21 protein-coding genes are annotated in these 24165 nt (G+C 58.1%); 5 read left to right on the top strand and 16 right to left on the bottom strand.

Going from position 1 to position 24165, the window contains the following annotated elements; genetic code table 11:
- Positions 1 to 54 precede the first annotated feature (54 nt).
- Positions 55 to 555 carry a transcriptional regulator NrdR gene (locus DBY20_04040; GenBank protein PWL79056.1) on the top strand — a complete coding sequence of 167 codons (501 nt, stop codon included), beginning with the start codon at positions 55 to 57 and terminating at the stop codon, positions 553 to 555.
- Positions 548 to 991 carry a dUTP diphosphatase gene (locus DBY20_04045; GenBank protein PWL79057.1) on the top strand — a complete coding sequence of 148 codons (444 nt, stop codon included), beginning with the start codon at positions 548 to 550 and terminating at the stop codon, positions 989 to 991. Before DBY20_04040 ends, DBY20_04045 begins: the two co-directional genes overlap by 8 nt.
- 146 nt (positions 992 to 1137) lie before the next feature.
- Here DBY20_04045 and DBY20_04050 read toward each other — a convergent pair whose 3' ends face one another.
- Positions 1138 to 1719 carry an acetobutylicum phosphotransbutyrylase gene (locus tag DBY20_04050; protein ID PWL79058.1) on the bottom strand — a complete coding sequence of 194 codons (582 nt, stop codon included), beginning with the start codon at positions 1717 to 1719 and terminating at the stop codon, positions 1138 to 1140.
- Positions 1720 to 2019: 300 nt separating this feature from the next.
- Between DBY20_04050 and DBY20_04055 the strand changes: the two genes are divergently transcribed.
- Complete coding sequence (locus tag DBY20_04055) at positions 2020 to 3660, top strand: sodium:solute symporter (protein ID PWL79059.1); 1641 nt, start codon at positions 2020 to 2022, stop codon at positions 3658 to 3660.
- A gap of 55 nt (positions 3661 to 3715) precedes the next feature.
- On the opposite strand, the gene DBY20_04060 is transcribed toward DBY20_04055, so the two are convergent.
- The 15 genes from DBY20_04060 to DBY20_04130 all read right to left on the bottom strand — a co-directional run bounded on the left by DBY20_04060 (position 3716) and on the right by DBY20_04130 (position 20283).
- Positions 3716 to 4759, bottom strand: coding sequence for a hypothetical protein (locus DBY20_04060; GenBank protein PWL79060.1), 1044 nt, complete (start codon positions 4757 to 4759; stop codon positions 3716 to 3718).
- Positions 4756 to 5673, bottom strand: a complete 918-nt coding sequence (locus DBY20_04065) for a radical SAM protein (protein ID PWL79415.1) — start codon at positions 5671 to 5673, stop codon at positions 4756 to 4758. The genes DBY20_04060 and DBY20_04065 overlap by 4 nt, the downstream gene beginning before the upstream one ends.
- A gap of 15 nt (positions 5674 to 5688) precedes the next feature.
- Positions 5689 to 7221: an Asp-tRNA(Asn)/Glu-tRNA(Gln) amidotransferase GatCAB subunit B gene (locus DBY20_04070; protein PWL79061.1), complete on the bottom strand. Its 1533-nt coding sequence runs from the start codon at positions 7219 to 7221 to the stop codon at positions 5689 to 5691.
- A complete protein-coding gene (locus tag DBY20_04075) occupies positions 7218 to 8693 on the bottom strand; it encodes an Asp-tRNA(Asn)/Glu-tRNA(Gln) amidotransferase GatCAB subunit A (protein PWL79062.1) in 1476 nt (491 codons plus the stop codon). The genes DBY20_04070 and DBY20_04075 overlap by 4 nt, the downstream gene beginning before the upstream one ends.
- Positions 8693 to 8998, bottom strand: a complete 306-nt coding sequence (locus DBY20_04080) for an Asp-tRNA(Asn)/Glu-tRNA(Gln) amidotransferase GatCAB subunit C (protein PWL79063.1) — start codon at positions 8996 to 8998, stop codon at positions 8693 to 8695. The genes DBY20_04075 and DBY20_04080 overlap by 1 nt, the downstream gene beginning before the upstream one ends.
- A gap of 1 nt (position 8999) precedes the next feature.
- Positions 9000 to 10286, bottom strand: a complete 1287-nt coding sequence (locus DBY20_04085; protein PWL79064.1) for a homoserine dehydrogenase — start codon at positions 10284 to 10286, stop codon at positions 9000 to 9002.
- 22 nt (positions 10287 to 10308) lie between these two features.
- Entirely contained in the window at positions 10309 to 11676 is a 1368-nt protein-coding gene (lysA, locus tag DBY20_04090; protein ID PWL79065.1) for a diaminopimelate decarboxylase, read from the bottom strand.
- Between the two features lie 18 nt (positions 11677 to 11694).
- Positions 11695 to 13473, bottom strand: a complete 1779-nt coding sequence (locus DBY20_04095) for an arginine--tRNA ligase (GenBank protein ID PWL79066.1) — start codon at positions 13471 to 13473, stop codon at positions 11695 to 11697.
- 94 nt (positions 13474 to 13567) lie between these two features.
- Positions 13568 to 14362 carry a hypothetical protein gene (locus DBY20_04100; GenBank protein PWL79067.1) on the bottom strand — a complete coding sequence of 265 codons (795 nt, stop codon included), beginning with the start codon at positions 14360 to 14362 and terminating at the stop codon, positions 13568 to 13570.
- Between the two features lie 23 nt (positions 14363 to 14385).
- Positions 14386 to 15312 carry a manganese-dependent inorganic pyrophosphatase gene (locus DBY20_04105; protein ID PWL79068.1) on the bottom strand — a complete coding sequence of 309 codons (927 nt, stop codon included), beginning with the start codon at positions 15310 to 15312 and terminating at the stop codon, positions 14386 to 14388.
- A 40-nt stretch (positions 15313 to 15352) separates the two neighbouring features.
- Positions 15353 to 17665 (bottom strand): DNA helicase UvrD, encoded by a 2313-nt coding sequence (locus DBY20_04110; protein PWL79069.1) that lies wholly within the window; start codon positions 17663 to 17665, stop codon positions 15353 to 15355.
- A complete protein-coding gene (aroF, locus tag DBY20_04115) occupies positions 17665 to 18450 on the bottom strand; it encodes a 3-deoxy-7-phosphoheptulonate synthase (protein ID PWL79070.1) in 786 nt (261 codons plus the stop codon). The genes DBY20_04110 and aroF overlap by 1 nt, the downstream gene beginning before the upstream one ends.
- On the bottom strand, positions 18447 to 18725 hold the full coding sequence (locus tag DBY20_04120; protein ID PWL79071.1) for a chorismate mutase: 279 nt from the start codon (positions 18723 to 18725) through the stop codon (positions 18447 to 18449). The genes aroF and DBY20_04120 overlap by 4 nt, the downstream gene beginning before the upstream one ends.
- Before the next feature lie 39 nt (positions 18726 to 18764).
- Positions 18765 to 19364: a phosphatase PAP2 family protein gene (locus tag DBY20_04125; GenBank protein ID PWL79072.1), complete on the bottom strand. Its 600-nt coding sequence runs from the start codon at positions 19362 to 19364 to the stop codon at positions 18765 to 18767.
- Between the two features lie 19 nt (positions 19365 to 19383).
- Positions 19384 to 20283 carry an undecaprenyl-diphosphate phosphatase gene (locus DBY20_04130; GenBank protein PWL79073.1) on the bottom strand — a complete coding sequence of 300 codons (900 nt, stop codon included), beginning with the start codon at positions 20281 to 20283 and terminating at the stop codon, positions 19384 to 19386.
- 177 nt (positions 20284 to 20460) lie between these two features.
- Between DBY20_04130 and DBY20_04135 the strand changes: the two genes are divergently transcribed.
- Both DBY20_04135 and DBY20_04140 read left to right on the top strand, forming a co-directional pair.
- Positions 20461 to 22581, top strand: a complete 2121-nt coding sequence (locus DBY20_04135; GenBank protein ID PWL79074.1) for a sodium:proton antiporter — start codon at positions 20461 to 20463, stop codon at positions 22579 to 22581.
- A gap of 12 nt (positions 22582 to 22593) precedes the next feature.
- Complete coding sequence (locus tag DBY20_04140) at positions 22594 to 23886, top strand: trigger factor (protein PWL79075.1); 1293 nt, start codon at positions 22594 to 22596, stop codon at positions 23884 to 23886.
- The last annotated feature ends 279 nt before the right edge of the window (positions 23887 to 24165 follow it).

Raw genomic sequence — 24165 nt, forward strand, 5'->3', positions numbered from 1 at the left:
GTTCTCTGTTAGAATCACGCTACTTGATAATTCAACGCAAAGTGAGGAGAACGGATGCTTTGCCCAAACTGCAGCTGTAAAGAATCCCGGGTAATCGATTCGCGTTCATTTGACGACGGAGCAAGCATAAAACGCAGGAGAGAATGTCTCGAGTGCGGAACACGTTTCACGACCTTCGAGAGAAGGGAAGAGGAACCTATCATGGTTCTCAAGCGAGACGAGCACATCGAGCCTTTCGATCGCTCCAAGCTTCTCAAGAGCCTGCTTTCGGCAACCGCCAAACGCAATGTTTCGCTTCATACACTCGAAGCCTTTGTCGACATGGTCGAAAATGATATTCGCAACACATATCGAGGACCTATCCCTTCTTCGTCCTTGGGAGACCAAGTTCTCATAAGATTGGGTGATTTGGATAAGGTTGCATATATTCGTTTCGCCTCGGTCTACAAGGACTTCAAGGATATCGACGAGCTGCGCGAAGAGCTTGAGAGCCTGACCGAAAGCGCAGCTGACGCAGCATCGGCCACCGACGTTCAGGAGCTAGAAGATGAGTAAGACCATCACGCTTAAACTCAAAAAGCTTGATGAAGGGCTGCCAACGCCCGCATACGCAAATCCGGGTGATGCGGGGCTTGACCTCTATGCAGCCAAGGACGTGACCCTGCAGCCAGGACAGCGCGTTATGATTCCAACGGGCATTGCCATTGCCATTCCTCGGGGTTATGCAGGCTTCGTGCAGCCGCGTAGCGGTTTGGCTGCCAAGCAGGGTTTCTCCATCGTGAACACACCGGGACTCATAGATAGCGGGTATCGCGGAGAGATCGGCGTGATCGGACTCAATACAGACACGCAGAGCGAAATTGCCATCAAACGTGGAGACCGCGTTGCGCAGCTTGTCATTCAAGAGGTTCCCGTTGTCGAGCTGCTCGAGGTAAACGAGCTTGACGAAACCGAGCGTTCTTCTGGCGGATTCGGCTCCACCGGTAAGTAGCGTATTCTCACAGGCTCCGAACATGTAGCCGCTTACGTGCGCCTCTACATGTTCGGAGCTTTTCTATCTTCAATTACTGTATGTCTGATAATGTATCTTATGGGAACTTATGTATTTCGACACAAAGTGCATCACACGAGGCTGAATCAACAGGCGCTCTCCCTCTTCGCGAGACGCCTCTTCAGGAACGCATGCATTACCAGACACATTAGCAGGCAGCCGATGGCCGCTCCCGAGGCATCCACGAGCACGTCGGCAACTTGTCCTGCACGTCCGTCGATGAAAAGCTGGTGAATCTCGTCGCTGCACGCATAGAGCACCGCGATGACAAATGCCGCAACACCCACAAGCGCCACGCGTCGTCCAAGCGACGACATGGCCGCTTTCTTATCGCAGCGCCAGGCGTAAAGCTGCCAACATGTGATCACGAGCGATATGGCGAGACAAGCATACTCGGATGCGTGTGCGGTCTTACGTATGGGCCAGGACATCTGGGCGATGATCTGCGTTTGTTGCTCAATCGGCATGGTGTCGAATCCTCCGACGAAGGTGGATGCAAGCATGCGTGCAATCGAATCGCTCAGCGATCCCGACTCTCCTCCGCTTTGTGCCGAGAAGCAGAAGATGAGCACCATAATCGCAAGGGTCAAGCCCATGCTCAATGTGACTTTGAGAGCGCGCACGTCACCTCCCTCGCACCAGACGCTCCATTTCATGTCGTCCATCATATCTTCTGAAGGCGAATATGCAAAAAAATCGAGTAATTTACTACTACAGCGTGCAAAAGTGGTCTATAGTGTTCGCAATCTGATTTGGAGGACCATTGAACGATCGAGTGAACATACCGAGGCATCACGGTGCGGCCGTGCATGCCAGCGCGCTCTCGTTTGCCTCCATCTTTTCCTATTATCGATACCTCTAGCACACGGCGGGATGCACGTGCCGACACTCCATGTCTCGCGTGCGCTTGATGTCCTTGTCGTGTGCGCCTCCGCCTGTTCGTTGTACTACCGTGAGAAGGAAAGAGCATGTTCGTCAAAATACTACTCATCATCATATTCATAGCCATCGCGGTTGGCGTCGGCATCTACACGCGCCGTGCCGCCTCACGCGATGTCGACGGCTTCATTCTCGGTGGTCGTAACGTCGGTCCTTGGCTTTCGGCCTTCGCCTACGGCACCGCCTACTTCAGCGCCGTCGTGTTCATCGGCTACGCTGGCCAATTTGGCTGGAAGTACGGCATGGCCGCGACCTGGGCGGGTATTGGCAACGCCGTGATTGGCAGTTTGCTTGCCTGGTGGGTGCTCGGTCCGCGCACGCGCGAGGTCACGCAGCGACTCAAGGCCTCGACCATGCCCGAGTTCTTCGGCAAGCGCTACCAGAGCAAGGGACTGCGAATCGCATCGGCAGCCATCATCTTCGTGTTCCTCATCCCCTACACCGCGTCGGTATACAATGGCCTGTCGCGTCTGTTCACGATGGCGTTCGGCGTACCCTACGAGTGGTGTGTCATCGGCATGGCCGTCGTGACATGCATATACGTCGTGTTGGGCGGTTACATGGCCACGGTCGTCAACGACTTTCTGCAGGGCATCGTCATGCTCGTCGGTATCACGGCCGTCATCATCGCGGTTCTGCAAACGCAGGGAGGACTTTCCGAAGCCGTCGTTCAGCTTTCCCAGATTCAGGCACCAGGTACCGAACAGCTGGGTGCCTTCACGAGCTTCCTCGGCCCCGATTTCCTCAACTTGATGGGTGTCGTCATCCTGACATCGCTTGGCACCTGGGGCCTGCCGCAGATGGTGCAGAAGTTCTATGCCATCAAGTCTGGTCCGGCCATCAAGCAGGGCGCCATCATCTCCACGGTCTTCGCTTTCGTAATCGCCGGTGGCAGCTACTTCCTCGGTGGCTTCGGCCAGCTCTTCGGCGACCAGATCGCCTATGCTGCCAACGGCACGCCGGTCTACGACTCCATCATCCCGACGATGCTGTCGAACTTGCCCGATTTCCTCATCGGCCTCGTCATTGTGCTCGTGCTCTCGGCGTCGATGAGCACGCTGTCTTCGCTCGTGCTCACCTCGAGCTCGGTGCTCACGCTCGACCTCATCAAGGGTAACATCGTCAAGGACATGAACGAGAAGAAGCAAATCGTCTGGATTCGCGCGCTACTTGTCGTCTTCGTGGCCATCTCCGCTCTTATCGCGGTGTTCCAGTACCAAAGTTCCGTAACTTGGATTGCACAGCTCATGGGCATTTCCTGGGGTGCTTTGGCCGGCGCCTTCCTCGGCCCGATGCTGTGGGGTCTGTACAGCAAGCGCATCAGCAAGGCCGCCGTGTGGGCGAGTTTCATCGTCGGTGTGGGCCTGACGACCGTGAACATGATCATGGGCTTTGTCGGCACGCCGCTCATTGCTTCCCCCATCAATGCCGGTGCCATCGCGATGATTCTCTCGATCATCATCGTGCCGGTCGTGAGCTTGTTCACCAGGGCAGTGCCCTTCGAGGTCAATCCGCCGAGTCCCGAGTCCGGTACCGATCGCGAGCTCTATGCCGAGATCGAGGCGATGCCCGATGCAAAGGCAAGCACGCGTCGCGAGATCGTCGCGGGCGCCAATGTCGAGGAGATCGAGCTTCTCGATCAGGAGCAAGATGAGAAGAAACGCGAGTAGCCTTACGCGACATGCATTGCATAAGCGAAGGGGTCCGGTTTATCCGGACCCCTTCTTAGTACCCCGCGAAATGCTTGAGGGCGAACTTGACGGCGCGCTCGGCACCGTAAGGCGTGGCATCCGCAAGTCTGATGCCGCAACGCATGAAGCGCGTGTCGAAGAAGAGATTGCGCAACTTGTACTGACGGCGTATCTCGGTGACGACAGGCTGCATGAGTGCACGGTAGCTTGCCTTGTTGACGAGCGCACGCGCGAGCATACGTGCCGAATGAAGCGCATGGTAGATACCCTCGCCAGAAGGTGGCGCGATGAGGCTCGCCGCATCGCCGATGAAATAGACGCCGTCACGCTCGAGCAGGATGTCGCTTCCGGTTGGAATGAAGGCGCCGCGCCGCGTCTCGTATTCGACGTCCATCTGGTTGGCGAATGCCCGAAGGCGGACGTCGAGGTCGGGCTCGCCTGCATAGGCGCAGCAGCCGAGTTTGGCGACGTCGCCGCAAGGTGCGTACCAGGAGTACCCGATGAAGCCGTCCTCGTAGTCCATCGTAAGCGGCGCACCCGTGTTTGTGACCATAGTCTCAAGCGAGAGAATCGCGTCGGGTGTGCTACCGGTGAGCGCCTTTCGTACGTATGAAAGCGCCCCATCGGCGGCGATGAGCGTGCCATAGCCAAGAATCTCCTGCACGTCGTCACGCGTTCCCTCAAGGCGATGTTGATCGAAGTCGATTGCACGCACATGAAAACGGTCGACGAGCTCTCCCCCACACTCACGAAAGGCATCGAGTACGAACGCATCGAGCTCGCGTCTCTCGACACTGCACATCTCGATGCCATTGAGGTCGACCGTGATGCCTGCTGCATCACAGCGCATGGACGTGAACTGTGACTTCACAAGCTTATTAGACCAATTGTCGAATATCATGTCGAGTTCGCGCATGGCGCGGGGCGTGACAAGGCCAGCGCAGAGCTTGGACTTTTTCAAGACGTCGAGACGTTCGAGGAGCATGACGTCACAACCTGCTTTATGCAGGAGATATGCGCAAGTCGCCCCCGCAAGGCCAGCTCCGACGATGAGATAGTCGATATGGCGCACGGCTATATCCCCTCGTAATCGAAGTCGGGTATGAAGGACTCGTCAGCCGTATCGCCTTCTTGCATAAAACTATTCATGATGTCTAAATCAAGGGCGTAGTCAATGAGCTCGTCGTATTCGTCTTCGCTCACACGAGAGGCGAGTTCCGGATAATCCCGAATAAGCTCCTCGGAAGGTGTGAACTGGTTCATGATGCTCACGATCATGTCATCGCGATAGGGCTTTGCGGCAAGCAGCTCCATAACGCGTTTGGAATCCTCGAGATGTCCTGGGAGCAGGAGATGACGTACGACGACGCCGCGTACGAGGCGCTCCTCCCCCCTCTCGGTTTCGTCATAGCGCAGCGGCCCCACGAGCTCGAACATGGCATCGAGAGCACGAGAGGCGATATGCGGATAGTCAGGTGCTGCGGAATAGCGCTGGGCAAGCTCAGACGAAGCGTACTTGAAGTCGGTGAGAAAGACATCGACGTAGCCATCGAGTTCAGCGACGGCCTCGGGCAGCTCGTAGCCACTGGTGTTGTAGACGATGGGCAAGGCAAGCGGTCTGCTCGAAAACCCGTCTGAACGGGCAAGATCGAGGGCTGCTTTGATTTGCGGAACAAAGTGCGTCGGCGTCACGAGGTTGATGTTGAGGGCTCCGCGCTCCTGCTGCTCGAGAAAGATGCGAGCCAGGCGCTCGATGGAGACGGCGCGACCTATTTTGCCACGTGCGATGTCCTTGTTCTGGCAGTAGACGCAGCGAAGCGGACAGCCCGAGAAAAACACCGTGCCACTCCCCGACTCACCGCTGATGGGCGGTTCCTCCCAGAAGTGAAGCGCCGCGCGTGCAAGACGCACCTCATCGCCCTCGCCGCACACGCCATGTGTTCTCGTACGATCAACATGGCAATGACGAGGGCATATGGCGCATGCTTCCATCATAGGTGCGAAAGGCTATCCCTCGAGCTTTTCGGTGACGATCGCCGAGATGACCTTGGGGTTACCTTGACCGCCAAGCTGCTTCATGACCTGCCCCATGAAAAAGCCCTGCAGACCCGTCTTTCCGCCACGGTACGCTTCGACCTTATCGGGATTTGCCGCCATGAGCTCCTCGACCATCTGCTCGATGGCGCCTGTGTCGGTTGTCTGCTCCATACCGTGCGACTTGACGTACTCCTCGGGATCGACGCCATCCCCGATGAGCGCGGCAAGAACTTCCTTACCCTGTTTGGAGCTGATCGTGTCATCGGCCAGAAGCTTGGCAAGCTTTGCCAGCGCTGCCGGGGCGATACCGGACTTCGAGACGGTCGTGGCGTTTTCGTTTGTCCACGCGCTCACGTCATTGATGATGAGGTTTGCGATCTTCTTGGCGACAGCCGCGTCTTCGTCGTGGGCAGCCTCCTCGAAGAACTCGGCGATTTCGACATCACCGGCAAGCTCGCCGGCATCATAGGCGGGCAGACCATAGCTTTCCATGAAGCGCTGCTTCTTGGCATCAGGCAACTCGGGAAGCTTGGCACGCACGGTCTCGATGAATTCGTCGGAAAGGTCAAAGGGGGCCAGATCGGGATCGGGGAACATGCGATAATCATCTGCCGTCTCCTTGACGCGCATGACAATGGTACGCTTGGCGCCAGGCTCCCAGTGACGCGTCTCCTGGCGGATGACTCCACCGCTCTCGAGCACCTCGGCTTGGCGGCAGATCTCGTAGGCAAGGCCATCGTGAAGGTTCTTGAACGAGTTGATGTTCTTGAGTTCCGTCTTCGTACCAAGCTCCGTCGATCCACGACGGCGCAACGAGACATTGCCATCGGCGCGCAAGGAGCCCTCTTCCATCGAGCAATCCGAGATGCCGAGCGTGAGATAAATCTGACGCAGCTTCTGCATGAAGGCACGAGCTTCTTCCGGTGTACGCAAGTCGGGCTCGGTGACGAGCTCGATGAGCGGCGTGCCGGCGCGATTGTAATCGACGAGCGAGCGCTCCGCGCCATCGATACGGCCCTCCGAGCCACCCAGATGCGTCATCTTTCCCGCGTCTTCTTCCATGTGGATGCGCGTGATGCCGATACGCGTCGTATACGATCCGTCCTCGTCCTTGGGAATATCGACACGTTCGGCAGCGCCCTTGGCGGAAAGTTCGAGGTCAAGATGACCGCGCATGCAGAACGCGAGTGGGCCCTGCGTGGTCTGGAAGTTCTTGGCCATGTCCGGGTAGAAGTAGCCCTTGCGATAGAACATCGTGTGCTTCTCGATGTCGCAGTTGGTCGCCAGGCCGGCGAGCACGATGCTCTCGATGGCGGCCTTGTTGGGCACGGGCAGGGCGCCGGGCATGCCGAGGCAAACCGGGCAAGTGTGCGTATTCGGATCTGCGCCGAACTCAATCGGGCACGAGCAGAACATCTTGGTCTTGAGCGTGGTGAGCTCGGCATGAACCTCGAGGCCGATGACGGCTTCCCAGTCCTTGAGGACCTCAGTCAGTTCCTTCATGAGAGACCTCCCTCCTCGAGCGGCGCGATGCGGGGAACGACGGTCGCAGCCTCAAGTGCAGCACCCACGCGCAGGATGACCTCGTCATGGAACTGCGGGCCCACGATTTGCAAACCGATGGGCAGGCCGGAATCCTCGCCGAGTGCAACGGGCAGGCTCATTCCGCCGTTACCCGCGATGTTGATGCTGATGGTGTAAATGTCCGAGAGGTACATGGATGCAGGGTCACTCACCTCGCCGAACTTGAAGGCAGTACGCGGACTCGTGGGCAGCACGATTGCGTCGACCTTCTCGAACGCCTTCGTGTAATCTGCCGTGATGAGCGTGCGCACCTTTTGCGCGGGGATGTAGTACTCGTCATAGACGCCACTCGCGAGTAGCCAGGCACCAAGCATGATGCGACGCTTTGCCTCCGGGCCAAAGCCCTGGGCACGGCTATCCTCGTAACGCTGCTCGAGATTCTTGCCGTGGGCGTGATGTCCGTAGCGCACCGAATCGAAACGCGAGAGGTTCGAGAACGCCTCGCAGGGCCCGAGCACGTAATAGGCGCTGATAGCGGCTGCCGCATTGGGCAGCTCGACTTCGACAATCGTGGCTCCCAGCTCTTCGAGCCTCGCGACGCTTTCCTCGAAAGCATGCTTGACTTCAGACGTGAGGCCGTCGAGTTCGAGCAGGGTGGGCACGATGCCGATGCGCATGCCGTTGACGCCGGCATCGAGATTGGCGGTAAAGTCGATATCGCAGGGCTGGCTCGTGCAATCGAGCGGGTCACGTCCAGAAATCGCGTTGAGCGCATATGCCGCATCCTCGACGCTACGGGCAAAGGGACCGACCTGATCAAGCGAGCTGCCAAAGGCAACCACGCCGTAGCGACTGACCACGCCATAGCTCGGCTTGAGGGCGACCGTGCCACAGAAGCTTCCCGGTTGGCGGATGGATCCGCCCGTATCGCTGCCGAGCGACAACGTCGCCATGCCCGCGGCAACGGCAGCCGCCGAACCACCCGAAGACCCGCCGGGCACGCGTTCGAGATCCCAGGGGTTGCTCGTCGTCCCGAAGTACGAGGTCTCGGTCGATGAGCCAAACGCGAACTCGTCCATATTCGTCTTGCCCAGACAGATGCCGCCTGCGTCGAGTGCTTTGGCGACACAGGTTGCCGTGAACGGGCTCACGTAGGTTTCGAGCATATGTGATGCGCAGGTCGTGTGCGTGCCGACGAGGTTCATGTTGTCCTTGAAGGCGATGGGGACGCCGGCGAGGATGCCGATGGGTTCACGGGCGGCGATAGCCGCATCGATGGCATCGGCTTGCTCGTAGGCAAGCTCGGGGGTGAGCTCGAGAAACGCATGGACCTTCGAGTCAAGCGCATCGATCACGTCGAAGGCGGACGTCGTGAGCTCGCGGGCGCTGAACTGGGCATTCAGCAGGCCCTCGTGGATTTCACGAACGCTCAGTTGAGGATAGTTCTGCATCAGCGATCGCCTCCCTCACCAAGAATGGAGGGAATCTCGAAGCATCCTTCGCTTGTGGAATCGCTGTTCGACAGCGCGACCTCACGCTCGAAGGACTCCCCCACCTCGTCCTCGCGCATGACGTTTGAGAGGCTGCCGATGGGATGGAAGGTCGGCTCGACACCCTCGAGCTCGTACTCGGTGATGGGCTTGAGCGTCTCGATGATGTTGTTGAGGTCGACCGTCATCGCGGATAGCTCGTCATCCGTAAGGCCGATGCGCGCATACTCGGCGATGTCGCGCACATCCTGTTCGGTCAGAGTCACCTTAGTCCTCCTCGATGCGAATCATGGTACCGATCTGGGCGACGCATGCCAGGGCCTTGACTTCCTTGAGGGCTTCCTCGAAGTGAGCCTCGTTGGCCGTATGCGTCATGAAAATGAGCTCTGCGGTGCCGTCACCATGCGTCGTGGGTTGCACCATGCTGCGAATGGAGACATCGTACTGGCTGAAGATCTCGCTGATGGCAGCAAGCACGCCAGGCTCGTCCTTTACAAGTAGGCGCAGATAATACTTGGTCTCGAGCTTTCCGATGCCACGCAAGGGCAGGTTATCGGTACAGGTGCACCCGACGATGGGCTTGACGTCGTTGGCGACGTGACGCGCAACCTCGATGGCATCGCCCATGACGGCCGATGCGGCAGGACCTGCGCCCGCACCCTCACCGAAGAACATGCAGTCACCCACGGCATCGCCCGTCACGTAGATGGCGTTATAGACACCGTTGACATTGGCAAGTTGATGGTCCGTGGGAATCATGGCCGGATGGACGCGGACATCAATCTCGCCATCGATCTTGTGGGCGATGGCAAGCAGCTTGATGGTGTATCCCATATCCTCCGCATGCCTGAAATCCACGGGCTCGATGGAGCGAATGCCCTGCGTGAAGACGTCATCGAGTGTCACGCGGGAGTTGAAGGCGATAGAGGCGAGAATCGCGATTTTTGCGGCAGCGTCGTAGCCGTCAACGTCGGCCGTCGGATCAGCCTCGGCATAACCGAGTTCCTGCGCGCGTTTGAGCACCGTGTCGTAATCGAGGCCCTGTTCCATCTCGGTGAGCATGTAGTTGGTCGTTCCGTTGACAATGCCAAGAACGGTATTGATCTCGTTGCTGATGAGAGAATGCTTGAGAGGTTGAATGATGGGAATGCCGCCGCCTACGGACGCCTCGAAGGCAACTTCTACGCCATGATCATCGGCGGTATGGAAGATCTCCGCACCACGCGTCGCCATGAGGGCCTTGTTAGCGGTGATCACGTTTTTCCCCGCGCGCAGGGCATCAAGCACGACGTCAGCCGCCATGCCCGTCCCGCCAATGAGCTCGATGACGATGTCGATATCCGGATCATTGACGATATCCTCATATGAATCGACGATTGCACCATCGGGAATGCCAAGGGCTTCAAGCTTGGAGCGCGTGCGTGTCGTTGCCTTGGCAATCACCATGTCAACGCCCGCATGCCTCATGAAATCATCGTGGTGCTTTTGCAATATGCGAATGAATCCGCCACCGACGGTTCCGCATCCCACCAGACCGAGCTTCACTTGCTTCATGCATATCTCCTTTTGAAAATGCCTACGCATTTGAGCATACGTCACGTGCGAGCAGATCGTCATAAGTCTCACGGCGCACGACCTCGCGAGCTACGCCATCATGGACGAAGACGATGCCAGGACGCACCTGCTTGTTATAGTTGCTCGCCATCTCGTTGCAATACGCGCCGGTGCCGAGTACGCAGATATGATCACCAGCCTCACATGCCTGCAGGGGGGCGTTCTTCACGACGACGTCGCCCGACTCGCAATGCTTGCCGACGATGTCGCAGATGACGTCACGGGGCTTGTCAGCACGTTCCACGACGAACGCCTCGTACTTCGACCCATAGAGCGCCGTGCGGATGTTATCCGTCATACCGCCATCGATGGCGACGTAGGTGCAGATGCCGGGAACCGTCTTGACCGAACCGACGGTGTAGAGCGTGATGCCCGCGTTCGCGACGATGGAGCGACCGGGCTCCACGAAAATGTGCGGATATGGGTAATCGTATTCGCTGCAATTGGCGTGGATGGCGCCCGTCGCAATCTGGGCGAACTGCGCGATGGTCGAGGGGCGATCGTAGATGGTGTAGGGAATGCCAAGGCCGCCGCCCATGTCGAAGATCTGCGCGACGAAGTCATGGGCCTGGCGCATGTCGTTCATGAAGCCGAACATGGTGTTAATGGCCTCGACATAGGAGGTGAGTTCGAAGATCTGCGAGCCGATGTGGCAGTGGAACCCGGCGACCTCGACTCCGGGCAGCGTCAACGCGTAGACGAGCGCTTCCTCAGCCGCGCCGTTACGGATGTTGAAGCCGAACTTTGAATCCTCGTTGGCCGTCTGGATATAGGCATGCGTGTCAGCTTCGATACCGGGGCAGACGCGAATGATGATGCGTTGGGTGACACCCTGTGCGCTCGCGTAGGTCGAGATGCGTTCGATCTCCTCATGCGTATCGACCACGAAGCACGCGACACCGGCGTCGATGTACTCCTCGATCTCGCGTTGGGACTTGTTGTTGCCCTGCGCGAAGACATGCTTCATCGGAAATCCCGCCGCCTTGGCGATGGCGAGCTCTCCCCCGCTTGCCACGTCGATGTAGCAATCCTCCTCGGCGACGATCTTGTCCATGGCAACGCAGCAGAAGGCCTTGGCGGCATAGACGATGTCGCTTTGCGGATAGCAGGTGCGGAACTCATCGCGATAGCTTGAAAGCTGCTTGCGGATATGGTCCTCGTCGTAGACATAGAGAGCGGTACCGAAATCGCGGGTGATATCGCGCAAATCGATGCCGTCGAGCGTCACCTTGTCGCCCTCGACCTCCATGCTCATGGGAGCAACCTTGAGGAGGTCGGATGCCTTCATGTAGTCGGGCAGAACATGTTCGCGTGTTGGTGCAATTGACATGCTGAACTTCTCCTTTTGTTACATGCTCGTAGGTGCCGACACACCGAGCAGGGACAGGGCGTTTCTCAGGACGCGACGCGTCGCGTCACAGACGTAGAGACGTGCCGTCGTGAGGCGCACGTCATCGCCGATGACGTGACATTGGGTATAGAACTGGTGGAACTCGCTTGCGAGGCTCGTCGCGTAATGCGTAAGTCTGAACGGGGCAAGGTCACGCGCGCATCCTGCGACGAGCTCGCCAAACTCGTCGATGCGGCGTGCAAGGGCAAGCTCTGTCTCATGCGTAAGCGGCGAGAGGTCGGCATCGGCTGGGATAAGGGATGCGGCGATGGCATCAGGGTTTGCTCCGGATGCGTTTGCATCCTCGATACCAGCGGCCTTGCGCAGGATCGAACATATGCGTGCATGAGCATACTGAACATAGTAGACGGGATTGGTCGAATCCTGCTTCTTGGCTTGCTCGATATCGAAGTCAATTGCCTGGTCGGTTGAGCGCGCGAGCATGAGGAAGCGCGTGGCGTCGGCTCCGACCTCGTCAAGGACCTCCTCAAAGCTCACCATCTCGCCCGTGCGCTTGGACATACGTACGGGCTCGCCGTTACGAAAGAGGTTAACCATCTGGCCGATGACGACCTCGGGCTGACCGGGATGGTCGAAGACATGGCCAACCGATTGGATGCGTTTGATATAGCCATGATGATCGGCACCGAGGATGTCGATGCAGCGATCGAAACCGCGGTCGAACTTGTTCTTGTGATAGGCGATATCGGGCGCGAAATAGGTATAGCTGCCGTCGGCCTTGACGAGCACGCGGTCCTTGTCGTCACCGAACTCCGTGGTCCTGAACCACACGGCATCATCTTTGTCGTAGAGGTATCCCCTCTCGCGCAGCGCATCGAGAGCGCGCGTAAGACGAGAGCCCCCGTCGGCGTCCGTGGCATAGGTGCTGCGCTCGGAATACCACACGTCGAACTCGAGGCCAAAACCCGCGAGCAGCTCCTTCGTGTGCTCGAAGACCGTCTTGTAAGCGAGCTCCTTGAAGTACGCGGCGCGCTCGTCGGCATCGGCATCGACCCAGGCGGCGCCTTCTGCATCGTAGATGATGCCGGCGATATCGATAACGTAGGCGCCGGCATAGCAGTTTTCGGGAAGCTCGGCTCGATACGAATCCATGTTCTCGATGATGATCTCGTAAGCGCCATCGACATCCGTGGCGGCGCCTTCGGCAATGAGGCGTGCGACCTGCAGGTAGCGAAGTGCCACGGACTCCGCGAAGATGTCCATCTGGTTGCCCGCGTCGTTGATGTAGAACTCGCGGGTCACATCGTAGCCTGCAAAGGAAAGGACGTTTGCCATCGCATCACCGAGTGCCGCCCAACGGCCATGCCCCAAATGCATGGGGCCTGTCGGGTTGGCGGAGATAAACTCGAGGTCGACCTTGATGCCATCGCCGTCATGACTTGAGCCATAGCGCGTGTCCTCGCTACGCACCACGCGAAACACGTTTTGCAATGCGGCATCGGAGAGCTTGATGTTGATGAAACCGGGACCGGCGATTTCGACGGAGGCGACTTCGGGCGCGTCGGCAATATGCGCGACGATAATCTGCGCGATGTCACGGGGATTCATGTGCGCTTGCTTGGCGCATCGCATGGCAATGGAACTCGCCCAATCGCCGTGCGCAAGGTCACGAGGACGCTCGACCTGTGCCGATGGCAGGTCATCGAGGGGAAGCTCGCCAGATTCGATGGCGGATTTGATAGCGGATGTGATGATGTCTTCTACTAACGTACGCACGGATGCTCGGTTCCTTTCAGGCTAATTGCATACGAAGCAACTATTCTAGCTGAACACGAGGGCGTTATACGCGAGAAGTACAAGGTAGCTTGGGTTATTCGGTATAGGTTGCAAGTGCGTTGTTTGACTTGAGATACGCAAGGACAGCAGACATGACACATTCCCTGATGTCGATCGTCTCATACGTGTATTCGGTATAGACCTCGAGCGTCGCGTTGATGGCGTTGAGCGATGCGCTGTCGAGGGAAAGCTCAGGCTTCATGTCCTCATAGAGATAACCGGCCTTCTTGAGCGCATCGTATGCAAGCTGGGGCAACTTCTCCCCTATCGCCTCCAAATCCGCCATGCTCGAGATCTCGAATGTCAGATCCGTCGTCTGGAAGGGCGGAAGGACGGTCACCGCATTTGAGTTGAAGACCGCGTTGGGGATGATATAGCTGTTGCCATCAGCATCTTCCATCTTCACGACACGCCAGGTGATGTCGTCGATTTTGCCCGTAATGTCCCTAATCGAGATCCAATCCCCCATTTTGAAGTCACGTGACAAGGAAACCTGCAAGCCACCGATGAGGTTGGATATCGTGTTCTGCAGACCGAGGGAGAGCGCGATACCGCCAACGCCCAGGGCTCCCCATAGCACCGAGGTGTTGTAGTTGAAGCACCATTTGAGAATGCACGAGATGCTCACGAACCAGATGACGACGCGTATGATGTTGGCAACGATCGAGCCACCGACCACACCCCCCGTCGTCTTCTTGAGCGTCCGGTACATCACCTTGACGAGAAGGTGTGCGACCAGCATCGTCCCCAAAATGGTGAGAATGGCAACGGCGGCAACGAGGACGTAGCCGCCGTGATGGTATAGATATGTGCTCTCGATGGCCTCCACGAGCGTGCGCCGCGTTCTTCGTGCTATCCGGCGTAATCGATGAGTTTGGCGGCAACCTGCTTCTTGCGGGAAAGCACGCCGGGCATCCAGACGGGGCCATCGGCGAAGGAAATCTCGAAGGCATCGGCGATGAAGTCAGTGTCACCGGCGGCAACGAAGTCGCTACCCTCGACGATGATGTCGGTCAGGAGCATGAGGGCCGCATCATAGCCGCCTTCTTCCTGAATTTTGGCAACCTGCGCGGCGATATCGTCCGTGCGCCCACGCAGTCCCTCGAGGTCCACGGTCTCGTACTGGGCGATCCAGCATTTCTTACCACCGAAGTTGAACTCCTTGGAGTCACGGCTGCAAATATCCTCGATCGAGACATCGTCATCGCCACCACGGGACTTAAAGATCTTCATGCCGAACTCGACGGGATCGACGCCGAGAATCTGCGCGAGCCTCTCGACGTGTTTGGCGTCGACCTCGGTTGCCGTGGGCGACTTGAGGATGACCGTGTCCGTGAGGATGGCCGAGAGCAGGCATGCGGCAATCTGCTTGTCAGGCGCGATGCCGAAGTACTCGTAGAGCTTCGTGATAATCGAGGTGGTTGAACCCCAGGGCAGGTTGATGAAGGTGATGGGTGCCGAGGTGGAGACATCGGCGATGCGATGGTGGTCGATGATCTCGGCGACCTCGGCGTCTTCGATGCCATCGACGGCCTGGCCCATCTCGTTATGATCGACGAGCACGAGCACGTCGCCCTCGCCCACCCGCTCTATGAGGGCAGGTGCCTCGATGCCGTACTCCTCGAAAATCATCGCGCTCTCGGCTGGCAACTCGCCCAGACGTACGGGGATGTACTCGTTATCGGCATCGGTAATGTTCTTGAGGTTGGCGTAGGCGTACGCCGCCATGATTGAATCGTTATCGGGATTCTTATGTCCAACTACGTAAATCTGTGCCATGAGAGTCTCTCCTCGAAATCGAAATATCGCGATTATACCTTTATCCGAGCTTCACGATGGGCGCATATCCCTTGAGAAGCGTCTTTGTCTTGCCGCTCTTCTTGAAGTAGACCGAGATCTTGTCTCCCTCTATGCCAACGACGACGCCTGGGCCGAAGGTCTTATGCTCGACATGATCTCCCTCGGCAAACTCGGCCGATGAAGCGGCAGATGACATCTTGCCCGCATCGTCAGCGCCTGCATCGTGTGCGGCGGCATAGCCGCCGCTGCCATAGACGCGACCACCGTACATCTCCTCGCCTTGTCCGCTTCCGGATATACCGCGCCGGTCACCGCGTTTCTCCCAGCCCGTGCCCGAATAGCCAAGCGATCCGACGCCTTCGGAGGCGAGGAGCTCGGCGGGCATCTCGGATATGAAGCGGCTCCGTGCATTGGCCTGTAGGTCGTTGAAGATGCGCCTACGTGCCGCACACGTGAGGAAGAGCCGCTTGCGAGCGCGCGTGATGGCAACGTAAGCCAGGCGACGCTCCTCCTCCACGCCGTTTTCGAGCATGGAAGCCGTATGCGGAAAGATGGATTCCTCCATGCCGGCGACGAAGACGTTGTCGAACTCGAGGCCCTTGGCGGAGTGCACCGTCATGAAGGTGACGGCATCGTTTTCCTCGCTTCCCAGGGAATCGAGGTCGGTTCGCAGGCTCAGCCATTCCATGAAGTCACCAAGCGTGGGCGCATGGAATGCGAGCTCGTCGTTGCCCTCGTCGAGCTTGACGAGGATATCCGGGTCGAAGACAAGCTCATGATCATCGGCATATTCGCGCACGACACCGAGAAACTCGCGTATGTTCTCGATACGACCACGTGCCTCGTCGGTGTTCTGTGCCTCGAGCGCCTCTATGAGTCCGGTCTTCTCGACAATCATGTCAACGACGGCGTAGAGGTCCCCCTCGTAGGAGCTTGCCTCGTCAATGAGGGAGATGAAGCTCTCAAGCGCACGGCGTGTGGCAGCTCGACAGGCCGGGTCGAGCGTTTCCTCACGCGCGGCTTCGAGAAAGGGGATGTCGCGTTGCAGTGCGGTGAGAGAAATGCGTTCGATCGTCGTTTTGCCAATGCCACGACGCGGCGTGTTGATGATGCGCATGCAACTCACATCATCGGCTGGATTGAGTATGAGCTTGAGATACGCCGTGACGTCCCTGATTTCCGCACGATCGAAGAATCGCGTGCCACCGACGATACGATAGGGCACGCCCGCGCGCAGGAACATATCCTCGAGTATGCGCGACTGCGCATTCGTGCGATAGAAGACCGCGATATCGTTATAACGACTCCCCTTCGCGTGGAGGTCATCTGCCATGGCGGCAATCCAGCGGCCCTCGTCGCGCTCATCTGCTGCGAGAAAGACAGCGACCTTCTCTCCCTGCTCGCCACGTGTGAAGAGTTCCTTGCTCTTGCGCGATTGGTTATGCGTGATGACCGCATTGGCGCATTGTAGGATCGTGGAAGTGGAGCGATAGTTCTCCTCGAGCTTGATGGTCTTGGTATCGGGCCAATCACGCTCAAAATCGAGGATATTGCGGATATCGGCACCACGCCACGAGTAGATCGACTGGTCATCGTCGCCCACGACCATGAGGTTGCCATGTCCTGAAGCGAGCAGCTTCGTTATCTCGTACTGGGCCTTGTTCGTGTCCTGATACTCGTCGACAAGTATGTAATGGAAACGCTGGCCGTACTCCTGGCATATGTCGGGATGCTCGGATAACAGCGTGTATACGTTAACGAGCAAGTCGTCGAAATCCATCGCATTGGCACGTTTGAGACGTTGCTGGTATGCCTTGTATATCTCGGCAAACGCCTTATCGAGCTGGTCGTTGACACGTGGTTTGTAATCCGCCGGACTCACGAGCTCGTTTTTGCAGGCGGATATGCGTCCCCGCATCGCGTTTTCGGAAAAGCTCCGTCCCGTATAGCCATAGTCGGCCATAATGTCTTTGATAAGCCGTTTGGAATCATCGGTATCGTAGATGGTAAAGTCATCGCCGTAGCCTAGGACCGTAGCGTTGGCGCGCAGTATGCGCACGCACATGCTGTGGAAAGTGTATATCCACATACCGCGCAGACGACCGGGTACGAGTGTCGAAAGCCTGTCGCGCATTTCGCGAGCCGCCTTGTTGGTGAAGGTGACGGCAAGGATGTTCCAGGGCGCAACGCCGCAATCCTCGACCAGATGCGCGATGCGGTAGGTGAGCACGCGCGTCTTGCCGCTTCCCGCACCCGCCAAAACGAGAAGCGGCCCCTCACATGTAAGGACCGCCTCCTTCTGTGCGTCGTTGAGTGAAGATAGGTCGAGCACTAGACGACCTTCTTGCCAACGGCAGCTGCAATCTGCTTGAGTTCGTCCAGGAGCTCGGCAAACTGCGGAAGCGTGAGCTGCTGGGATGCATCGGACTTCGCGACCTTTGGATCGGGATGCACTTCGATCATGAGCGCGTCGGCGCCGGCTGCGATAGCGGCCTTGGCAAGATCGCCGACGAGAGCCGTCTGGCCGGCGGGGTGGCTCACGTCGACGCAAATGGGATACATCGAACGCTGGTGCACGACGGGAACGGCCGCGATATCGAGCGTGAAGCGCGTCGCGTTCTCGAAGGTGCGGATGCCACGCTCGCAGAGCATGACGTTGGGATTGCCGTATTGCGTGATGTACTCGACGGCGGAGAGCCACTCGTCGATGGTGGCGGCCATACCGCGCTTGAAGAGCACGGGCTGATGCGATTCTTCGGTTGCCTTGCCGATGACCTTGAGAAGCTCGAAATTGGCCATGTTGCGCGTGCCGATCTGGATGCCATCGACGTGCTCGAGCACTTCGACGACGTGCGTGGTGTCGACGACTTCGGTGATGGTCTTGAGGCCGTAGGTCTTGCCAGCCTCTTCCATGATCTTGACACCTTCGATGCCGAGGCCCTGGAAGGAATACGGGCTCGTGCGTGGCTTGAAAGCGCCGCCGCGAATCCAGGAAAGACCCAGCTCGCTCAGGCCGCGAGCAACCGTATCGAATTGCTCCGCACTCTCTACGGAACAGGGACCGGCGAAAATGATGACCTCATCAGATGTGCGATTGGGAACATAGGTCTTGCTCATGCGCGAATCTCCTTCATCACCCTGAGAATGGTCGCATAGATCTCGCGAATGTCATTGCTGTACATGGGACCGTCATTAAGCGCTTCAAGGCGAGTGAAGATCTCCTCTTCGCGCTTTGGGTCATAGAGGCCCATCTGCGCCTGCGGTTTGAGCATGCGGATGGCAAGCGACTCGGTCGCACGCTTGTTGAGAAGCGCGACAATCTGCTCGTCAAGCGAGTCGATGACGGCGCGATGCTTCCCGATCTCGATTTCTGCGTTCTGGTCTTCTGTCATGCTTCTTCCTTTCCGATCCGGACGATCATCATTGAGATGCTATTTCTTGCGGCGAGCCGCAGGGCTTTCGCTGACGGACTTGCGTCGCCCCTTGGCGCGATTCATACCGGGGTAATCTCGAATGAGGTCGTGCAGGAACTGATTGTAAACCCAAGCCGAGACAACGCCAGCGAGAACACCGACAAGAGCGCCGACGAGGATGTCGAGAGGCCACTCGACACCTAGGTATATGCGAGACAATGCGATGAAAACGGCCCCGACGAAGGCCCAGGTCCCCCAGCGACGCCCGGCAAGCATCGCGATGACCGTCGCCGCCGCAAAGGACGTCGCCGCGTGAAAGCTTGGGAACGAGTAGCCCGTACGACTCACGCCCATGACGGCGCTCACGCCGATGCCGGCGTCATAGGGACGCACGTGCGCGAAGATGGGCTGCAGGATGAAACCGACGATGATACCCGTGAAGACGACGGTGAAGAGCAGGGTGACACCGACGTCGTTTCTTCCGAGAAAGACGATGAAGACGATGCCGAGCACGATCCAAACGAATCCGTAGTTACCGAGTGCCGATATGAGCGCGGCAAGCTGCGTGAGAACGGGAAAGCGCAGCGACTGAAGAGCAAGGAGTATGGTAGCTTCCATCGTAACCCTGTCCTACCCTTTAGCCGATCATCAGCTTGATGCCGAAGTAACCCAAGACGATGATGCCGATGATAATGCGATACACGCCAAACGCCGTGAAGTCGTTGTTCTTGATGTAGCCCATGAGGAACTTGATCGAGAGCACGGAGACGACGAAGGCGGTGACGATGCCGACCACAAGCACCACGACCTCGGTCGCGGTCATGACAAGACCGGCCGTGAAGAACGCCTTGAAGGCCTTGACGATGCCCCAGCCAAACATGATGGGAATGGCAAGAAAGAAGGTGAACTCAGCAGAGGCCGTACGCGAGCATCCCGTGAGCATGCCGCCGATGATGGTCGCACCGCTGCGGCTCGTACCGGGTACGATGGCAAGGCACTGGAAGAGGCCGATCTTGATGGCGGCTGCCGGGCCGATCTCGTCAACGGTCTTGATCGGGAACATCTCGTCGGGGCTCGGCTTGTCGTCGAGTTGCCCGCTGTCGTGAACAAACTGCACATAGCGACGACGGTTACGACGCTCCAGGACAATGAAGACGATGCCGTAGAGGATGAGCATCGCTGCGACGACCCAGGCGTTATGAAGATGCTCGGTCACCCAGTCATCGAAGAGCAGGCCGACGATTGCCGCTGGTATGCAACCGATGACGACCATTCCCCACAAACGCCAGGTCTCCTTGCGTTGGACGGGGGTCTTCTTGCGCGAGAAGGGGTTGAGCTTGGTGAAGTACAGAATGATGACGGCCATGATGGCGCCGATTTGGATGACGACCAGGAACAGCTCGAGGAACGTGGACGAGACATCAAGCTTGATGAACTCGTCGACGAGAATCATGTGGCCCGTCGATGAAATCGGGAGCCACTCGGTCAGTCCTTCGACAAGGCCGATGACAAACGCCTTGATTGCCTCTATGAACATCTGTTAAATCCTCGATCGTGTTCTTATACGTGAATGCGTAATTGTAGTACAAGGATGCGTTGACGGGAATATACCCGCTTTTTCATATCTGTGCGCACATGACGGCGCGATATGCGGTACCTTACCAATATCTTAAGGTGCAAATAGGCGTCATCGTGAAAGGACTCGAAAGACCCCATGGAATATCTGGTCATAGCCCTGCTCTACATCGGTGCCGTTCTCGTTTCCTCAGTTCTTGACCAGTTTTTGCGTGGCGTGTCGCTTCCCCTCGTTCAGATGGCCGTTGGTGTTGCCATCTACTTCTTCGTCGAGCTTCCCATTGACGTCACCATAAACTCCGAGCTCTTCCTCGTCATGTTCATCGCACCGCTCCTCTTCGATGAGTCGCGCAATATCAGCAACCGCATACTCTGGGAAAATCGCAACACGGTTCTTTCGCTTGCCATCGGGTTGGTCGTCGTCTCGGTCCTCGTCGTTGGCTTCGTGCTGCACTGGCTCGTTCCGTCCATTTCGCTTGCGGCTGCGTTCGCCCTCGGTGCGGCCCTCGGTCCCACCGATGCCGTCGCCGTCGCATCGCTCGGCAAGACTATCAAGCTCGGGACGCGCCAGAAGGCCTCTCTGCTGGGCGAGGCGCTGCTCAACGATGCTTCTGGTATCGTCTCGTTCCAGTTTGCGATTGCCGCGGCGGTGACCGGTTACTTCTCGATTGCCGATGCCGGTTGGGCCTTCGTCGTCGAATTCTTCGGGGGTATCGCGCTCGGTCTCGCAATCGCAGTGGTCTCCTTCTTCATCATGCGCCGTCTGAGACGTGCGGGCGTGGAGAGCGCCACGGTCCACGTATGCTTCGAGCTCTTCCTTCCCTTCTTCATCTATCTTGTCGCGACGCAGGCACATGTCAGCGGCATCCTCGCGGTCGTCGCAGCAGGCCTTTTCCTCTCCTACGCCTCGCAGCTCCTCACGCCGCGTTCGCGCTCCTTCTCGACCTTCTCGACGCGGCTCTCCATCGCATCCCAAAACGTCTGGAGCCTTTTCTCCTTCGTCCTCAATGGCGTCATCTTCACCAATCTCGGCATCGTGCTCTCCTCGACGCTTGCCCCGGCACTCAAGGAGAACTCTGCTGACCTCGTGTGGATTGTCGGTCTCGTGTTCATACTTACCGCCGTCATTGTCGGTGTCCGCTTCATCTGGATTCTCTGTTGCGACCTGCTCTCGAATCATCCCGAAGCTGGAAAGCGCATGAAACTCGGGCGCTCCGCCGTCCGAAAGGCCCTGGTCACCACCTTGTGCGGACCTAAGGGAGCGGTCTCGCTTTCCATTGCCTCGACCATTCCGTTCACGGTTGCCTCGGGTGCCGTCTTCCCCCAACGCGACCTTCTGCTCTTCCTTGTCTGCGGCGTCATCGTCGTCACGCTCTTGCTCGCGAACTTCGTCGTTCCCCTCATCGCTCACAAATCAGACGAGGAAGAGTCCGACGAGATCGACCCCGAATATGAGATCGAGATGATCGAGAACGTCATTTCGGGTCTCAAGCGTCAGCAAACTCCAGAGAACAAGCAGGCAACGGGCAGGGTTATGCGCATGTACTATCGCAGACTCACCGCCGCGCGGCGTCGTTCGGTCTCGTCACGCCAGTTACGGTACCTGCGTCAGGAAGTTCTCCTGCACCAGCGCGACTTCATCAAAGACGCCATTGCACATGACGATGTCGATAAGCGCCTTGGCACCAGGTACCTCAAACGCATCGACCGCATGCTCAAGTTGCTTACGCGCAAGAAGACCTTGCTCACAGCTCGCCGTCAAGCCCAGCCCCTCGCAGGATCGACGTCTACGATGGGAAAGATCCAGAACCAGGTCGCGAGCACGAACGAGACACGCAAGCGGCTCGAATTCAAGATCGACGTCGAACGTGTCGCCGTCGATTACCTTGAGGTGGTGAGTCATGAGCCCGACGAGGGCCGCGTCCAGGCGGCACTCGCGCTACTCAGCGAGCACAAATCCCTGCTTTCCGCACTGCGCTCTCAGCTTCGCGCACTCGATAGTGCCCAAGGAATCATCACGGACGTACCGGAAGGTGCCGGTCAGCACAGCATCATCCGCACCGATACGGGAAGTCTGCGCCTCGAGGCAAGCGAAACTGACGAGAGCGACCTGCCGGGCTTTGCCGATGTACAGGCGGAAGGCCTGCGTCTCGAGCTCGACGAAATCCAGGAGATGTACGAGTCGGGTAAGATAACCCAGGCGATCGCCCGCGAGATGCGCGAAGAGATATATCTGCTCCAGATGGGGCTTTCGGACTAGGAAGGACGCAGCATGAAGGTCAAGGAAAAGCAGCTCGAAAACGGCATGATTCGACTGAGCATCACGGCAACTCCCCAAGAGGTCAATGCCGCGCTTGATCGTGCGCAGGGGGCAATCGCGAGCAGATTCGGCCTTAGACCCGATCCGACCAAGTCCGTCACCGAAGCCCTTGCCGAACACCTCAAGATCAACGACGCTGACTCCGTCTTGCAATCCCAGGCCATCAACATGCTCGTGCCTTATGCGCTCGATCAGCGTGGCATTACGCCACTCGCTCAACCCAAGATTCAGCCTTCCCCTGGCTTCATGCGTGACCATGCGTTCAGCTTCCAAATCGATGTCGAACCCAAGCCGCACTTCACGCTGAGCTCATACGACCCCGTCGAGATTACGGTGCCGCCCTTCAAGCCCATCGAGGTCGATGTGGATGCCGAGATACGCGCAAACATGAACATGTATTCCGACTTCGTGACCGCAGACCCTCATCCCGTCGGTCCTGATGACAGCTTTCTCATTGCCATCGATGTCTACCTCGACGGAGAGCGCCTCAGCGGTATCAGCACCGATAGCCGTGTCTACTCGATGGGGCGTGGATTCATGCCCGAGAGTTTCGACGAGCAGCTCCTTGGCATGGACGTAGGCGAGACCAAGAGCTTCTCCTTCGAGGGCGAGGGCTACGATTCTGATGGCCTGCGCACCATGCGCACCTATGAATGCACGGTTACCATCAAGGAGATGAAGCAAGAGGTACTCCCCGAACTCACCGACGAATGGGTCAAGCGCGTCATGCCCACCTACGACTCCATCGACAAGTTGCGCGAGGAAATCCGCCTCTCCTACGAGACCCAGGCACTCCACGATTACGACATGCAAATCATCACGATTGCGCAAACCGAGCTCGCCAAGCGCCTGGAGGGCGAGATTCCCGACGCCGCATTTGACTCGACGGCAACCTCGATCGAGGCGACGTTGCGCAATCAGCTCTCGCAGCAGGGCATTACGATGGCGGACTTTATCGAGGAGCAAGGCGGCGAGCAAAACTACAAGGTCGGCATCATGATGCAGGCACGCCAGACCCTGCGCTGCGACTACGCCCTCGATGCGCTCTTCGAGCATGAGGGACTTGTCGTGAGCGAAGACGACATCATGGGCGCCTGCACGGAGCTCAACCCCATGAATCCGGCTCTCGTGCGCCAGGAGATGGAGTCGAGTGGCCGCGGCTTCGCGCTGCGCGAGGTCGCTGCGCGCTATGCCGCCAGCCGCTACCTCGTGGATAACGCCATCATCACGACTCTTGACTCCTAGAGACGTTGGACGGGGTGCGCGTCGGAGCTCAGAAACCCATTCGCTCCGATCGCGCGCCCCGTCCAACACCAAACGTGTCATGGGGTCAGACCCCGTGACACACTGAGCATGAATATTTGCGCTGACGTCCGGTTGCTGGCATCTCGAGTAGACTCGCATACGGCACGAGGCGACCTTGCGAGGACTGTTTGAGCGTGCGACCTTTGCACGCGAGTTCCGCAGCGGCCTCGTGCCGTATGCGAGTCGGGTACGAGAGCAAGCCAGCAACCGGACGTCAGC

Source organism: Coriobacteriia bacterium (assembly GCA_003149935.1).
Lineage (GTDB): Bacteria > Actinomycetota > Coriobacteriia > Coriobacteriales > QAMH01 > QAMH01.

Coding starts and splice junctions, on each gene's coding strand:
- DBY20_04065 (PWL79415.1), bottom strand. CDS start 5,673: ATGGAAGCATGCGCCATATGCCCTCGTCATTGCCATGTTGATCGTACG.
- DBY20_04075 (PWL79062.1), bottom strand. CDS start 8,693: ATGCAGAACTATCCTCAACTGAGCGTTCGTGAAATCCACGAGGGCCTG.
- DBY20_04105 (PWL79068.1), bottom strand. CDS start 15,312: ATGGCACAGATTTACGTAGTTGGACATAAGAATCCCGATAACGATTCA.
- lysA (PWL79065.1), bottom strand. CDS start 11,676: ATGTCAATTGCACCAACACGCGAACATGTTCTGCCCGACTACATGAAG.
- DBY20_04130 (PWL79073.1), bottom strand. CDS start 20,283: ATGTTCATAGAGGCAATCAAGGCGTTTGTCATCGGCCTTGTCGAAGGA.
- DBY20_04040 (PWL79056.1), top strand. CDS start 55: ATGCTTTGCCCAAACTGCAGCTGTAAAGAATCCCGGGTAATCGATTCG.
- DBY20_04085 (PWL79064.1), bottom strand. CDS start 10,286: ATGAAGCAAGTGAAGCTCGGTCTGGTGGGATGCGGAACCGTCGGTGGC.
- DBY20_04050 (PWL79058.1), bottom strand. CDS start 1,719: ATGATGGACGACATGAAATGGAGCGTCTGGTGCGAGGGAGGTGACGTG.
- aroF (PWL79070.1), bottom strand. CDS start 18,450: ATGAGCAAGACCTATGTTCCCAATCGCACATCTGATGAGGTCATCATT.
- DBY20_04125 (PWL79072.1), bottom strand. CDS start 19,364: ATGGAAGCTACCATACTCCTTGCTCTTCAGTCGCTGCGCTTTCCCGTT.
- DBY20_04120 (PWL79071.1), bottom strand. CDS start 18,725: ATGACAGAAGACCAGAACGCAGAAATCGAGATCGGGAAGCATCGCGCC.
- DBY20_04055 (PWL79059.1), top strand. CDS start 2,020: ATGTTCGTCAAAATACTACTCATCATCATATTCATAGCCATCGCGGTT.
- DBY20_04135 (PWL79074.1), top strand. CDS start 20,461: ATGGAATATCTGGTCATAGCCCTGCTCTACATCGGTGCCGTTCTCGTT.
- DBY20_04140 (PWL79075.1), top strand. CDS start 22,594: ATGAAGGTCAAGGAAAAGCAGCTCGAAAACGGCATGATTCGACTGAGC.
- DBY20_04070 (PWL79061.1), bottom strand. CDS start 7,221: ATGAAGGAACTGACTGAGGTCCTCAAGGACTGGGAAGCCGTCATCGGC.
- DBY20_04045 (PWL79057.1), top strand. CDS start 548: ATGAGTAAGACCATCACGCTTAAACTCAAAAAGCTTGATGAAGGGCTG.